14 protein-coding genes are annotated in these 14,222 nt (G+C 54.3%); 1 reads left to right on the forward strand and 13 read right to left on the reverse strand.

The annotated features are described in order from the left end of the window. Window positions 1–163: 163 nt before the first annotated feature. Complete coding sequence (locus DQX05_RS04005; protein WP_119791072.1) at window positions 164–931, forward strand: TraR/DksA C4-type zinc finger protein; 768 nt, start codon at window positions 164–166, stop codon at window positions 929–931. A 19-nt stretch (window positions 932–950) separates the two neighbouring features. Here the strand turns inward: DQX05_RS04005 and DQX05_RS30525 are convergent, their stop codons facing one another. The 13 genes from DQX05_RS30525 to ltrA all read right to left on the reverse strand — a co-directional run bounded on the left by DQX05_RS30525 (window position 951) and on the right by ltrA (window position 13,565). Continuing rightward, window positions 951–1,343, reverse strand: a complete 393-nt coding sequence (locus tag DQX05_RS30525; RefSeq protein ID WP_182914611.1) for a DUF5665 domain-containing protein — start codon at window positions 1,341–1,343, stop codon at window positions 951–953. A gap of 171 nt (window positions 1,344–1,514) precedes the next feature. Further along, window positions 1,515–4,607, reverse strand: coding sequence for an isoleucine--tRNA ligase (ileS, locus tag DQX05_RS04015; RefSeq protein ID WP_119791074.1), 3,093 nt, complete (start codon window positions 4,605–4,607; stop codon window positions 1,515–1,517). A 447-nt stretch (window positions 4,608–5,054) separates the two neighbouring features. Continuing rightward, the gene (locus tag DQX05_RS04025; protein WP_119791078.1) at window positions 5,055–5,546 is read right to left on the reverse strand and encodes a DivIVA domain-containing protein; all 492 of its coding nucleotides are present in this window, start codon (window positions 5,544–5,546) and stop codon (window positions 5,055–5,057) included. Window positions 5,547–5,641: 95 nt separating this feature from the next. Beyond that, window positions 5,642–6,430, reverse strand: coding sequence for a YlmH family RNA-binding protein (locus DQX05_RS04030; protein ID WP_119791080.1), 789 nt, complete (start codon window positions 6,428–6,430; stop codon window positions 5,642–5,644). 48 nt (window positions 6,431–6,478) lie between these two features. Beyond that, a complete protein-coding gene (locus DQX05_RS04035; protein WP_087442168.1) occupies window positions 6,479–6,751 on the reverse strand; it encodes a YggT family protein in 273 nt (90 codons plus the stop codon). Window positions 6,752–6,758: 7 nt separating this feature from the next. Beyond that, window positions 6,759–7,208: a cell division protein SepF gene (locus tag DQX05_RS04040; protein WP_119791438.1), complete on the reverse strand. Its 450-nt coding sequence runs from the start codon at window positions 7,206–7,208 to the stop codon at window positions 6,759–6,761. Beyond that, entirely contained in the window at window positions 7,208–7,894 is a 687-nt protein-coding gene (locus tag DQX05_RS04045) for a YggS family pyridoxal phosphate-dependent enzyme (protein ID WP_119791082.1), read from the reverse strand. Before DQX05_RS04045 ends, DQX05_RS04040 begins: the two co-directional genes overlap by 1 nt. 4 nt (window positions 7,895–7,898) lie before the next feature. Further along, entirely contained in the window at window positions 7,899–8,750 is an 852-nt protein-coding gene (gene pgeF, locus DQX05_RS04050) for a peptidoglycan editing factor PgeF (RefSeq protein WP_119791083.1), read from the reverse strand. Window positions 8,751–8,796: 46 nt separating this feature from the next. Beyond that, complete coding sequence (locus tag DQX05_RS04055; protein ID WP_119791440.1) at window positions 8,797–9,087, reverse strand: YlmC/YmxH family sporulation protein; 291 nt, start codon at window positions 9,085–9,087, stop codon at window positions 8,797–8,799. A 212-nt stretch (window positions 9,088–9,299) separates the two neighbouring features. Then, window positions 9,300–10,082, reverse strand: a complete 783-nt coding sequence (sigG, locus tag DQX05_RS04060; RefSeq protein WP_119791085.1) for an RNA polymerase sporulation sigma factor SigG — start codon at window positions 10,080–10,082, stop codon at window positions 9,300–9,302. A gap of 127 nt (window positions 10,083–10,209) precedes the next feature. Then, on the reverse strand, window positions 10,210–10,932 hold the full coding sequence (sigE, locus tag DQX05_RS04065; protein ID WP_006675641.1) for an RNA polymerase sporulation sigma factor SigE: 723 nt from the start codon (window positions 10,930–10,932) through the stop codon (window positions 10,210–10,212). A gap of 115 nt (window positions 10,933–11,047) precedes the next feature. Continuing rightward, window positions 11,048–12,013: a sigma-E processing peptidase SpoIIGA gene (locus tag DQX05_RS04070; RefSeq protein WP_119791087.1), complete on the reverse strand. Its 966-nt coding sequence runs from the start codon at window positions 12,011–12,013 to the stop codon at window positions 11,048–11,050. Between the two features lie 226 nt (window positions 12,014–12,239). Beyond that, window positions 12,240–13,565 (reverse strand): group II intron reverse transcriptase/maturase, encoded by a 1,326-nt coding sequence (ltrA, locus tag DQX05_RS04075; protein ID WP_119791089.1) that lies wholly within the window; start codon window positions 13,563–13,565, stop codon window positions 12,240–12,242. Window positions 13,566–14,222: the final 657 nt, after the last annotated feature.

Below are 14,222 nucleotides of genomic sequence, written 5' to 3' on the forward strand. Positions count from 1 at the left end.
CAAAAAGGTGCCGAAACGGCATTGATTCCCCGCCCATTGTATCACAGGTTGAAAAATAACGTCCAATACAACCCAATCCGTCACCGTTTTTCCACGTAGTTTTTCCGCCCGATCGCACATGCTATAAAGCAGACGACACCTTTTAGGAAGGAGTACGGCTGCCATGAATTCGTTAACATCACAGCAATTGGAGTCGCTCAAGCAGACGCTGCTTGACAAAGAGGCCCAACTGAGCCGCAAGCTATCTCACAGCAACCATTACGGATTATCCCGTTCGCTCCGCGAAAATACGGGGGAATTGTCTAATGTGGACAATCACCCGGGGGATCTCGCCACCGAACTGTATGAACGTGGCAAGGACATCGCCTTGAATGAGCATGATGAATTTCTGCTCGATCGCATTCATAGCGCCCTCGCTCAGATCGACAAGGGCACTTACGGCATTTGTGCGGTCTGTGAGCAACCGATTCCGTACGAACGGCTGGAAGCCGTGCCTTTTACGATGTACTGCATCGAGCATGAGCCGCAGCGCGAAGTGTCCGACCGCCGGCCGGTGGAGGAGCAATTCCTGATGCCTCCCTTCGGGCGCACCAGTCTGGACGAACTGGACACCCAGAACGGCTTCGACGGGGAAGACGCCTGGCAAATTGTCGAATCGTGGGGCACATCGAATACTCCGGCGATGCAGGAGGACGGCAATATTGATGACTATGACAATATGTACATTGAAGCGTCTGACGATGTCGACGGCTTCGTCGAATCGTTCGAGAGCTTCGTCGCCACGGATATGACCGGAAGCGATGTGTACATCGTACGCAATCGGCGTTATCGGCACTATATGGACAGCGGGGAAGGAGAGCCGCTGCTCGAGCCGGACGAGACAGCCTATTCGCAAGACGGCTCCGAGAATGCCGGCGACGCTTATCATTAAAGTTCTCTCGCCTGGTTCTTCAATACATCTTCGTATCCAGCTGGCGCTGCACGATCCGGACCAGATCCGCAATGAAGTCGCCGATAATCGGCAAGTTCAAAGCGCCGAGAAGCTGCAAAATATAGGCAATCACTGCAGTGAACAACGTGACTCCGATGGCGATACCGACTCCCCGAGCGATACCGCCTATCACATTGACCCAGATCAGCCTGCGGGGATTGAAAAGCAATGCCGTATACTCGTCAAGCCGGGATTTCTCCATTTTTTGCGCGAGACTGACCGTATAATCATGAATCGTCTTCATCATTTGCCGTTCTTCCCACTCATTTTGCGGTACATCGGCCGGAATTTCCGTACAAATTTCTTCCTTCCCAGTTAGGATGTCCCGCTTGTCCTTCTCCTCTTGTTGCATGCGAATTACGCCTCCTCGTACAAGCCGAATGGCAAAAAAGAGCGTGACCTTCCGGTTCCCCGCAAGGTCCACGCTCTTCTTCCATCCCACATTCCGGATTCAAGCGCCTGTCTTATTGTTGCCACGAGTCAGGCTGCTCATTCCGCACAGATTCGATCCGCCCCAAGGGCATTACGTGATCCGCACCCGAATCGTCTTCGAACCGACCTCGATCGTATCCATGCCTTCGACTTCACCGAAGGTAACCGAAGCGACCAGCACATTATCGCGCAGCGTCGCATCGAACGTCTGAATGGCCGCGGTCAGCCCCGCGTCGGCGGCAATGACGAGATCGACCCGCTTCTCGATCGGGAGATCCAGCTTCTTCCGCGTATCCTGAATGCCGCGGACGACTTCACGCACCCAACCCTCTTGCTCCAGCTCCGGCGTAATTTCGGTGTTGAGCGCCACGGTCATTTGGTAGCCCGAAGCCGAGGCAAACCCGGCCTTCGCCTGCTTCTCGACGAGCAGTTCATCGTGCGTTACCGTCAATTCTTCACCATCCGCTGCCGTGAATGCCCACTGTCCCTGCTCGACGATACGCCGCGTCTCTTCTGCGGACATCGACTTCAAGGCGTTCTGCATCGGGCCGACGTTTTTGCCGTACTTCTTGCCCGCGACCTTCAGATTGAGCTTCAGGACGAAGTCGACAAATCCGCTGTCGCTCGTCTCCAGACGAATCTGCTTCACATTGATCTCATCCTGGATGACCGCCTCATAATCGGCCAGATGGAACGGCCGGTCAAGGGAAATGATCAGCTCGGAGAGAGGTTGCCTCGTCTTGATTCCGGTCTCGTTGCGGACACTGCGGGCCAGCTCTACGATCTGGCGGGCTGTCTCCATATCTTGCTCCAGCTCCGTATCAATGAGCGCCCCGTCCGCTTGCGGATAGTCGTCCAGGTGCACGCTCTCGCGTTCGCCGCCCAGATTGGTGTAGATATCGTCCGCAACCATCGGCGCATAAGGCGCGACCAGCTTCGCCAAGGTCAGGAGCACCTTGCGCAGCGTCTGGTAAGCAGACAGCTTGTCATCGGTCATGCCGCTGCCCCAGAAGCGGTCGCGGGAACGGCGGATGTACCAATTGCTCAGTTCGTCCACGTAAGCTTCGATCGCTTTGGCCGGATTCAGGAAGTCATTCGCCTCCAGCCCCTTCGTCACCGTCCCGATAAGCGTGTGAAGACGGGACAGAATCCAGCGGTCCAGCTTGTTGGCGGATGCGCGCTCTTCATAAGCTTGCGCATCATACTGATCGATATTGGCATAGAGCACATAGAAGGCATGGGTGTTGACGAGCGTGTCGATGACCTTGGACTTCGCTTCCGCCACAATCTGCTTCGAGAAGCGCTTCGAGTTCCATGGCGCGCTGTCCGACAGGAGCGCCCAACGGAAAGCATCGGTCCCGTACTCGTTAATAATCTCCCACGGATCAATGACATTGCCTTTCGATTTGGACATTTTTTGTCCGTTCTCATCCAAAATATGACCCGTTGCAATCACGGCCTTGTATGGCGCCTTGCCTTTGTACAGCGTCGATACGGCCAGCAGGCTGAAGAACCAGCCGCGCGTCTGGTCGATCCCTTCACAGATCATATCGGCCGGATACTGCTCGTTGAATGCCTGTTCATTGCCGAATGGGTGATGGAACTGGGCGAACGGCATGGAGCCGCTATCGAACCATACGTCGATAACTTCCGGCGTACGCTCCATCACGCCATGCTCGCAGTGCGGGCAGCGCAGCTTCACTTCGTCGACATACGGCTTGTGAAGCTCGATATCCTCCGATACAGGCCCGACCGCGCGCGCGATCAGCTCTTCGCGGCTGCCAGGAGAATATTCTTCCTTACAGGAGGAGCATACCCATACGTTGAGCGGCGTTCCCCAATAGCGGTTCCGGCTAATATTCCAGTCGACAAGATCTTCAAGGAAGTTGCCGAAGCGGCCTTCCCGAATATGAGATGGATACCAGTCCACCTTGCTGTTGTTTGCAATTAATTGATCTTTAACCGCTGTTGTCTTAATGAACCAGGATTCCGTCGCATAATAGAGCAGCGGTGATTTGCAACGCCAGCAGAAAGGATAGCTGTGCTCGTATTTTTCCTTGCTGTAGAGCGTCTTCTGCTCGGACAGCGCCTTGACGATGTCAATATCGCAATCTTTGACGAAGCGGCCTGCGAAGTCGGTTACTTCCGGCGTATAGCGCCCGTGGGTGTCCACGACGCTGACGAAGCTGATGCCGTTGTCGCGGCAGCTCTTGTAGTCGTCTTCCCCGTGCGCCGGCGCCATATGGACGATCCCGGTTCCGCTCGCGTCCGTGACGAACCCGGCCGCGACGATAAGATGGCCTTTCTCCGGCTTGATATAGGGGAATGGCGCATCATAGGTCTTTCCGATAAATTCAGCGCCTTTATGCTCCGACAAAATCGTATACTCGCCCTGCATCACGTCATCGACGAGATTTTTGGCCACGATATATACGCCGTCCTCCTGCTGCACCCGCACATAATCCATGTCCGGGTTCATAGCCAGCGCCGCATGGGCCGGCAGCGTCCATGGCGTCGTCGTCCAGGCCAGCACGTTCTCCCCGCTGTCCTTCAGCTTGAACTTGACGGTGGCCGACAGATCCTTGACCGTCTCATATCCTTGCGCCACCTCATGCGAGCTGAGGGTCGTCTGGCAGCACGGGCAGTACGGGCTAACGCGGTGGCCGCGGTACAGCAAGCCTTTGTTGTGAATCGTGGACAAAATATGCCATACGCTTTCGATATAGCGATTATCCAGCGTAATATACGGATCGTCCAGATTGGTCCAGTAGCCGATCGCTTCCGTCAGTTCCCGCCATTGCTTTTCATACTCGAAGACGCTGGCCTTGCATTTTTTGACGAATTCCTCGACCCCGTATTTCTCGATCTCCTGCTTGCCGGAGATGCCCAGCTGCTTCTCCACGCCCAGCTCAACGGGCAATCCGTGCGTATCCCAGCCAGCCTTGCGGAGAACGCGGTAACCGGACATCGTCTTGTAGCGGCCGATGAAGTCCTTGATAACCCGGCCCAGCACATGCCCGATATGCGGCGCCCCGTTCGCCGTGGGAGGTCCTTCATAGAACACATAGTTCGGCTTGCCTTCGCGCTGTTCAATCGATTTCTGGAACGTATTCTGTTCATTCCATCTCTGCAATACCCGCTGCTCCCGCTCGCGGGCCCGCTCTTTCACATCCACTTTTTTCACGGTTACTCTTCCTTTCTCATCCAAATAAATACCTGATAGAACATAAAAAAACCCCATCCCAAAAGGGACGAGGTCTCTCGCGTTACCACCCTTGTTCCATCACCGCCGCCATAATCGGGCGGAATGGCACTCTGTACGCGCAGCAATCTGCTGGCGCTCCCGGATAACGGCCGGCTGCCGGACAAACTTACCTCCGCCGCGATGCCGCGCACCGCCGGGTATTCGGCTTGCCTTCTCCGGGATGATGTCCGGTCACGTTGTGTTCATCGGTTCCCACCCATCCCGATTCTCTGGTGAACAACAGTCGTGACGGCGCGTTCCCGTCATTGAATATGCGATATATAATGCGGCCGGGATTCGATCCGGGCCGTATCTAGCATACAACGTATGGAATAATACATAGTTATATCGCGTTTTGCGCGAAATGTCAAATATCCGGCCGGATGCTCAATAAAGCTCCTTCACTTCGGTCCGTTCCGCCCGCTCCAGCCCGTCCCAGCCGTCCTGGCTCAACAGCTCCAGTTGCGCCTCGACCAGCGTGCGGAAGCGTGTGCGGTAGATGGACGCCTGCTTCTTCAGCTCCTCGATCTCGATCGCTACCTTTCGCGATTTGGCCAGCGAATCGTTGATGATCCGATCGGCATTCTTCTCCGCTTCCTTCAGGATAAGTTGAGCTTCCTTCTTAGCGTTGTTCTTCACTTCATCCGCCGCTTCCTGGGCGACAATGATCGTCTTGCTAAGCGTCTCCTCCAGGTTGGCGAAGTGGTCCAGCTTCTCCTGCAGATTGAGCGCATGGTTCTGCATCTCTTTGTTCTCCCGGATAAGCGCCTCGAAATCTTTAATAATCTGATCTAGAAATTCATTCACTTCATCTTCATCGTAACCGCGCAGCTTGCGGCTAAATTCCTTATTATGTATATCGAGTGGTGTCAATGGCATGCTGTGCACCTCCTAATAATTACAAGCCTTGCAGCGATTCATATGCAATTCGACATCCCCTGTCAAAATTCCTGCACAAGCGTGCCGCAAGATCATCAGGTGAACGTCCCGACCGTAACCCAATAGCGGCCCTTCTTCGTCAACCCTTCCACATCGATAACCTTGAACCGCCCGAAGCCCTGCAAGGAGACGACGTCCCCCGCTTCAAGCGGGGCGGAAGGGTTCTCTTCCACCTTCCAATTGACCTTGCAGCGGCCCGCCTTGATAGGCGCCACGATCTTCGTGCGGCTCAAGCGGAACACGTCGCTAGCAATTCCGTCCAGACGCAAGGAAGCGACGCTCAGCTTCGCCGTCTTCATCTCCGCGTCCGCCGCATGCAATTCGGACAGAGGAAGGATGTCCGTCAAGACGCTCACCCGGTGAACCTGGCGCAGATGCGTATTTACGAACGGCGCCATCTCCTCCGTTACTAGCACATGGCAGCGATCGGGGGAGACATGAATATCCCCAATCTTCTCCCGCTTGATGCCCAAGCCCAGGAGCGCGCCAAGAAAATCACCATGCTCCAGCTCGTCCCACTTTCGGTCAGGTGAGGTGATCTGGAGTACGGAGATTCCCATATCTTCCCCTTCGGCATATACATAATCGGGCGCGACTAAGGCCCGCTTGCGCTCTGCCTGCCCGGAACCGCCGTCCAGCCGCAGCTGAACATCCCGGCTCCGGTTCACCAGCGTCGCCGTAATATAAGCCTGCCTCGGATCCAAAAAGTCCGTCCGCTTAACCTCATGTCCTTCGGACGCGCGCCGTATCCACTCCCACGCGCGATCGACGAACTCACGCTCGTCGGGATGGAAGTGGACATACAGCTTCTCGTTACCCTTCATTCCTCATTCCGCCTTTTGCCGTTCTTCTGTACCGTGCGCATCGCGTATCTAGAACAGGTACTGCACAACGGCTACCAGTCCCATGTACACGAAGCGGAGCGCAAACAGGGCGATGATCGGGGAAATATCGAGCATGCCGCCAATCGGCGGGATAATGCGCCGGAACAGACCCAAATACGGCTCGACAATCTTGCCTAAAATTTCGCCGATAAAGCTCTCACGGACATTCGGGAGCCAGGACATCAACACATAAATAATGATGAGCCACGTATAAATTTCATACAGATAGCCCAAATACTGAATAATCGTATATTCCAGCAACAGCAGGTCACCTCGTTTGTGTGTATTCGAAATCCTCCGCAAACATCTCCGTTATCGAACCTTGAATCTCGATATTGTCCGGAGTGCAGATGAAAATATTGCTTCCAAGCTTGGAAATGTTGCCGCTCAGCGCGTACACCGTTCCGCTCAGGAAATCAATGATCCGCAGCGCCTGATCATTGCGGACGCGCTGCAGATTAATGATGACAGACCGCCGGGAACGCAAATGATCGGCGATCTCCTGCGCTTCATCATAGGATCGCGGCTCGTACAAGACGACCTTGGAAGCCTTCTGCGAATGGATGCTCACGATGTTGGATCCTCTCGCGCCCTTGCGTTGATCGAAGGCAGGCGCTTCCAACTCCTGATCATCCGCATGGGTGATCTGCTCTCGTTCGACGACTTCTTCCTCTTCCTGCAATCCGAGAAAATTCATGAAACGGTTCATTACGCCCATCATTCTTCCCTCTCTTTCCCTACCAGAATGGAGCCGAGCCGAATCCACGTCGCCCCTTCCTCAACGGCGATCTCGAAGTCGTTCGACATGCCCATCGACAGATGGGCAAGCGGTTCAGTCCGCGTCTCGTTCAATTCATCCCGCAATTGGCGTAGACCGCGGAAGACCGGTCTCGTCTCTTCCGGCTCCGCTTCATACGGCGCCATCGTCATCAGCCCAATGGGCTGAATGCGCGGGAATGCCTTCAACTCTTCGAGGAAAGGCGCGACTTCCTGCGGCAGCAATCCTTGCTTCGAAGCTTCACCTGATATATTAACCTGAATGAAGCAACGGACGAGGTGATCCAATTCGGCAGCACGCTTCTCTATCGCCTTGGCCAAGGAGAGACGGTCCAGCGAATGGATGTATGCGAACTTGCCGACAACATCCTTCGCCTTGTTCGACTGCAGGGTTCCGATAAAATGCCAGGCCGCCCGCTCGCCGTACCGCATCCACTTCGCTTCCGCATCCTGCCAGCGGTTCTCCCCGACGTGCTTCAGGCCGGCCGCGATTGCCTCTCCCGTCCGATCCAGCGACACATACTTCGTCACGGCGATCGTCCGGACGTCCTCCCGATTGCGCCCCGCTCGGGCGCATGCTTCCTGTATCCGTCGTTCTACAGCTTCGATTCTCTGCTGCAGCGTCATGTCGTCATCCCTTCTTCCAACCAATAAAGCTCATCATGCGGCCGGTTGCTCCCCCTTCCTTGCGGTGGGAAAAAAACATGCCGGTATCGCAGCCGGTGCACAAATTAGTACATTCGATATTTGTTGGCAAAATTCCTGCTTGTTTCAACAATTGTCGATTCAATTCCCTCAAATCGAGCCATGCATGTCCCGGCCGGGAAGATCGAATGACAGGGCGCTCCGCCTCGCCTGCCTCTTCGTTCCACACTGCCCGTACCTGATCCAGGACCCGGTTGTCCACCTCATAGCAGCACGGACCGATCGAAGGTCCGATGGCCGCTCTTATATGCTCGATCGAACTGTGATAGCGCTTCTGCATCATATGTACCGTCTCAGGGCCAATCTGGGTTACCGTTCCCTTCCAGCCCGCATGCGCCACCGCCACGACCCGCTTCACCGGATCGAGAAAAATAAGCGGCACGCAATCAGCGTAAAAGGAGGCCAGCATCACCCCTTCTGTATTGGTCACGAGCGCATCCGCATCTTGAATCGCGCTGGCCCGGCCGAACCAGCCCCGGCCCCGGTCTTCCTCCGTAACTACGTGCACGCGATTGCCGTGCACCTGCTCTCCGCATACCCAGTTCTCAAACGGAATGCCAGCAGCCTCGGCGACTCGCCGCCGGTTCGCGATGACATCCTCCTCCGTATCGCGCACATGAAGGGCGCAGTTGAGTGAATCGAAGCAGCCCTGGCTCACCCCGCCCATCCGGGTCGTAAACCCGGCCGCCAGCCCGGGCGTGCCGGCCATCCAGCCGGCGAGTTCGAGCACGCCCGGTTCATCCGGCTTGTTGCCTTGACGTCGTACAAAAGGTTCCATACCGTTCACCTCAACCTCCAGTGTACCACAAACTCCAGCCGGAAGCCTACGGTCTCGGAAGCAGAACCGTTGTCTCGTATTCCTCCGCCCGAGCGGAAGCCTTCGCCTCCTCCATCTTGACGAGAACAACATCGGCGCCGATTTTGACAATGTTCCGCCACGGAATGACCAGCTCGGAGCCCCCGCCGAAAAAACCGAGGAACTTGCTGTAATTGGGCACGACGATCGCATCGATGCGCCCTTGCTTCAAATCCAGCTCGACATCACTAACTTGCCCTAATTTTTTGCCGTCTACAATATTGATAACATCTTTCGTTTGAAAATCGGATATTTTCATCGGGATCCCCACTATGCATTTATTTTGGAGTTGTCCTTTCGCACTTTCCGAAGCAAGAATGCTCATTGTCCGCGTGCGAATGCGGACTTTTTTGAACATCCTCTCCTAATATAGTTATATGTCCGAAGCCTCCAAAATGTCCTCTTCCTGCTCTTTGGCACAAAAAAAGCCGCCGCTTCGAGGCGGACGGCTGCACAATGGTCGTAACCGAGTTACGTTCGCACATGCTTTTGCATTTGATTGATAGCTGATTTCTCCAACCGGGATACCTGCGCTTGAGATATGCCGATTTCATCCGCTACCTCCATCTGGGTTTTCCCTTCAAAAAAACGCATCGATAAAATCATTTTCTCTCTCTCGTTCAACTTCCGCATCGCTTCCCGGAGCACAATTTCCTCGATCCAGGTTACGTCCTTATTTTTATCATCGCTTATCTGATCCATGACGTATATCGGATCGCCGCCGTCATGATAAATCGGTTCAAAGAGAGAAACCGGATCCTGTATCGCATCCAATGCGAAGACGACATCCTCCTTAGGAACGTTCAATGCTTCCGAGATTTCAACAATCGTAGGCTCCCGCGAATTTAGATTGGTCAAGGAATCACGAACCTGCAGCGCCTTGTAGGCAATGTCCCGCAAGCTGCGGGATACGCGGATCGGGTTGTTGTCCCGCAAATATCTTCGGATCTCGCCGATAATCATCGGTACGGCATAGGTGGAAAATTTAACGTTCTGCCCCAGATCGAAGTTATCGATGGCCTTCATCAGGCCAATGCATCCGACTTGGAACAAATCATCGACGAATTCGCCGCGATTGTTGAAGCGCTGAATGACGCTAAGGACAAGACGCAAGTTGCCGTTGACCAGCTTCTCCCGTGCGGAACGTTCATTCCGCTCCTGCAGAGCCACGAACAATTCTCTCATTTCGGCGTTCGTGAGGACGGGTAACTTCGATGTATCGACACCGCAAATTTCGACTTTGTTTCGGGTCATTCGTGACTACCTCCCAGGGTGAAACATTAATGTACATTATCTCCCCGGGGTGCAATTTTATTCCTTATTTATCTCCCTCTAAGCGGAGGATCAGCGCAAACTCGCTATGGATCAAGCAAAATCGCGGTCACACCATTTTATTGAATTCCTTGCGCAAGCGCTTTATTATTCGCTTCTCCAATCGGGATATATATGACTGGGAAATGCCGAGCAGATCGGCCACATCCTTTTGCGTTTTCTCCTCTCCGTCGGACAAGCCGAATCGCAGCTCCATAATGAGCCGCTCCCGCTCGCTCAGCTTGTCAAGCGCCTTGTGAAGCAGCTTGCGGTCGACCTGCTCTTCGATATTTTTATATATCGTATCGTTCTCGGTGCCGAGCACATCGCTTAGCAGCAGCTCATTGCCGTCCCAGTCTATGTTCAGCGGCTCATCGAAGGACACTTCGGTTCTCGTCTTGCTGTTGCGGCGCAAATACATTAATATCTCATTCTCTATGCAGCGCGACGCATACGTGGCCAGCTTGATTTTCTTCTCTGGATCGAACGTGTTGACGGCTTTGATCAGCCCGATCGCCCCAATGGAGACAAGATCCTCAATGTGAATGCCTGTATTCTCGAATTTGCGGGCAATGTAGACGACAAGCCGCAGATTGCGCTCAATCAGCATCGCTCTCACAGCGGCTTCCCCGCTGCTCAGCTTCGAGAGCAGGTACTCCTCCTCTTCCCTTGTCAGCGGGGGAGGCAGCGCTTCGCTGCCGCCAATATAATAGATTTCGTCGCGCTTTAATCCCAATAAGAACAACAGTCGGTAATAATAGAGCTGCATGATCAATTTCCATTTCAAGCGCATGGCTACTCCTCCTATATACGTGGTAATCACCGAACGCAGTGGCTGCACAGGTTCTTCTTCTTGCCGGGAATCCGAAAGAGGCGGATTGCAACGGCATTAGTTCCAAGCTTGAGCGTCATGATGCCCGATGAGCCGTCGGAACCGGCTCGGACGGCATCTGCTGGCCGTTCTCCAGCAGATCCGGATGGACAATCGCCTGGAAGGCGCCGTCCCGTGATAGAACGCCCCCGTCGAGCCCGATAATGGCCCGATCGCAGAGCAGCGTCTCCGTCTCTGTCGTAATCCGTATCTCATCCGGTTTGAAGCCAATCATCCATTGCATACCTTGATTGACGCCGCGATAGGGCAGCAGCCGGAGCTTCGATACATCGATGACGCCGCTAACCGATTCCAGCATGTCGAGCGATTGTGAGGTGCCAAGCTGCTGCAGCCAGTCCGCTGGCAGCCAGCCCTCCCATATCCGGGCTTCCGTCACCATCACCGGCGCTCCGCTCAACGGATCATTTAGATGATTGCCCGTATCGACCAATCCGCTCATTTGACGGCGTATGTCACCGATGCGAATATCCACCGTAACCAACTGCCGAGCCACTTGCTGCTGCCGCTTGCTCCATTTCCAGACGAGACGGAACAGCCCGTACGAGGCGGGCAGCGCTGCAATGACCAGCCCCATGCCCGCCTGCATCCGGTTGCCGTTGGCAGATAGCCATTCCGAGGTGCGATGAGCAAGCGACCATAGCCTGGCATCTTGCAGCATATACTGAATACCGATGGCACCGCCGGCGAGCACAAAGGCCGAAAAATAAAAAACGGCGACATTTTTAAAAAAATATCCGGGATTGCGAAATCCAAATGCAATGAGCAGCATAAATATGGATATCAGTATCTTTCCCGCATAGGTGTACAGCAGCGGAAAAGCCGGAATAAACAACACGAGGGCATAGAGCGTTCCAAGTCCCGCTCCGGCCGCTACTTTCCAGCGGGAATGAGAGAGTCCGCGCATCCAGGCGGTCATCGTCAGCAGCGTCCAATCCAGTGCTAGATTCAGCCCGAATACGAGATCGGCATAGATGACGGTCACAGCGCTCCCTCCTTTTGTACCGCCAATCTATCGTGAGATAAGGATAAGTATATAGAGGCGGCTATCCGAAGTCTGTCTAAAGGTGGGTGGGGGATTGTTACTTTTTTTGTCGAGGAGCAGCGAACCATGATCGTGGACAAGCATGCAATCGAGTAGGCCCATACGTAATCGCATGGGCCTCTCACAGATCCGGACATGCGGGTCATCGCATCCGGCTCCTCCAGCGCTATCCCCTTTGGGGATGCAGTTCATTGTAAAGCATAGCAAGAGAACACAGACCTATCTCGTGGAACCACTCATTCGGCATCACATATTGAATATGGAAGCCGCGGGAATTTCTCCACGCTGTCATTCTTAGCTGCGGGAGCTCCCCTTCGAAGTTTCTCCGACGCAATTCTCGGTGCAGTTTGCCGATTTTCTTCCAGCTTCTCATCTGTACGGCTCGCAGTCTTCTGCGTATCCAGCCGTCCATCTGCTTGAAGAACTTTACTCCCTGTCCTCGTCCGAAGTAATTTCCCCACCCTCGCAAGTATGGGTTCAACTTCTTCTTTATCAGTTTCTGGACGTTCACTGTCTGGTTTCGGCGCGTTAGCTCCTTCACCCGTTCCTTGAACTTCTTTTTGGCCTTCTCCGACGGATACATCCGGTTTTGCCGTAGTTCGTATCCCAGAAACAGTAAAGCTTCTGTCCGGTTATCCACAATCTTCGTCTTCTCCGGGTGCACCTTCAGCCCAAGTTCTTGTTCCAGAAAGCCGACTACCGACTTCCTTACCCGTTCTGCTCCTTTCTGCGACTTGCAGCAGATGACGAAATCATCCGCATATCTTGTTATCCGGTGACCTCTCTCCGTCATCAGCTTGTCGAGCGGATGCAGGTATATGTTCGCCAGCAGCGGACTTATTACTCCTCCTTGCGGGGTGCCTTGCTCGTTTAGATAAAAACTTCCGTTCTCCAGGACTCCTGCCCTCAAAAAGCGTCGAATCAACTCCAATACGCTGCCATCCACCACTTCCTCACGTACCGCATCAATTAATTTCTCATGCGGGATCGTGTCAAAGTAGCCCTTCAGGTCCGCGTCTATCACATACACATATCCATCCATCAAGTCTTTGCGAATTTTCTCCAGCGCCATATGTGCGCTTCTTCCCGGGCGGAAGCCGAAGCTGCAGTCCAGAAACAGCTCCTCAAAAATCGGCTCCAGTATTCGCCTTGCTGCTGCTTGTGCCACTCGGTCTCCTACCGTTGGGATGCCCAGGGGCCTCTCTGTCCCGTCCGCCTTCGGTATGTACACTCGCTTCACCGGCTTCGGACGGTACGTTTTGGTTCGCAGTGCGTGGTGAAGGGCTTGTACATTGTCCTCCAACTCAGACTCGTATGCCTTAATGGTCACTCCGTCTACGCCTGCGCCTCCCCTGTTACGTTTCACCTCTAGATAGGCTTCTTTCAGATTTGGCTCCGCCCATATCTTGTCGATAAGGCTGTACCATCTGCGTTTCTTGCCATTCTTTACTCCCTCACGGAAGTCCCTGACGCTTGGCGTCTTATCGTTCATGCCCCGATTCCTTCCCCTCAAGACCCGGTTTGTTAGCCTGTACGGCAATAGGCCGGGTTACTGGATGGTACTTCACCCCAGACGGTCTACCCGTATGTTCGACCTCGGTTCTATGCTCTTCATGGCTCCCCGACTGCTCCTCTGGCACATGGCGAGTTTCTTTTTTTTTTTAGTACTTCCCTTACGCTGGTTTCGGGCTTCGCGTCAAGTCCCTTCCTTTTGGGTTAGGGCTTGCACCGGCGACTATGCGCCGATTCACTTGCCATTGCGGCTTTTCCGACAAGCTTGTTCACTACTATCCCTACGTCTGACTACTCACCATTCGTAGCCTCACCTTGACCATTGCGGCCTTGTGTGCGGGTTACCATGTTTTTTTTTCGGAAACGATGAGTTCTCCTTGGGTCACGTCATCGACTTTCCCTCGAATCCAGTCCTCCTAACTTTCGAAGCCTCCGGTGGTATGGGACATCCCCTTCTTTTGCAGGGTCATCCGGCTTCGACAGCCAACATGGTTCATGCCGCCTGTTCCGAGGTTTGCCTTCCGATCCTCCGCACCCTGCCTCGCGGCCAGGGCACTATTGGTCAGCTATGCGCTTCCGCCACCTCGCGGTGCGCTCGGGACTCTCACCCGTTAGTACGATGCGCTGCCAAGCGCAC

Source organism: Paenibacillus thiaminolyticus, from assembly GCF_003591545.1.
GTDB lineage: Bacteria > Bacillota > Bacilli > Paenibacillales > Paenibacillaceae > Paenibacillus_B > Paenibacillus_B thiaminolyticus_A.

Excerpts from the sequence above, each read along its gene's own strand:
- DQX05_RS04005 (WP_119791072.1), top strand. The coding sequence starts at position 164 with ATGAATTCGTTAACATCACAGCAATTGGAGTCGCTCAAGCAGACGCTG.
- DQX05_RS30525 (WP_182914611.1), bottom strand. The coding sequence starts at position 1,343 with ATGCAACAAGAGGAGAAGGACAAGCGGGACATCCTAACTGGGAAGGAA.
- DQX05_RS04025 (WP_119791078.1), bottom strand. The coding sequence starts at position 5,546 with ATGCCATTGACACCACTCGATATACATAATAAGGAATTTAGCCGCAAG.
- DQX05_RS04030 (WP_119791080.1), bottom strand. The coding sequence starts at position 6,430 with ATGAAGGGTAACGAGAAGCTGTATGTCCACTTCCATCCCGACGAGCGT.
- DQX05_RS04040 (WP_119791438.1), bottom strand. The coding sequence starts at position 7,208 with ATGGGCGTAATGAACCGTTTCATGAATTTTCTCGGATTGCAGGAAGAG.
- DQX05_RS04045 (WP_119791082.1), bottom strand. The coding sequence starts at position 7,894 with ATGACGCTGCAGCAGAGAATCGAAGCTGTAGAACGACGGATACAGGAA.
- pgeF (WP_119791083.1), bottom strand. The coding sequence starts at position 8,750 with ATGGAACCTTTTGTACGACGTCAAGGCAACAAGCCGGATGAACCGGGC.
- DQX05_RS04055 (WP_119791440.1), bottom strand. The coding sequence starts at position 9,087 with ATGAAAATATCCGATTTTCAAACGAAAGATGTTATCAATATTGTAGAC.
- sigG (WP_119791085.1), bottom strand. The coding sequence starts at position 10,082 with ATGACCCGAAACAAAGTCGAAATTTGCGGTGTCGATACATCGAAGTTA.
- sigE (WP_006675641.1), bottom strand. The coding sequence starts at position 10,932 with ATGCGCTTGAAATGGAAATTGATCATGCAGCTCTATTATTACCGACTG.
- ltrA (WP_119791089.1), bottom strand. The coding sequence starts at position 13,565 with ATGAACGATAAGACGCCAAGCGTCAGGGACTTCCGTGAGGGAGTAAAG.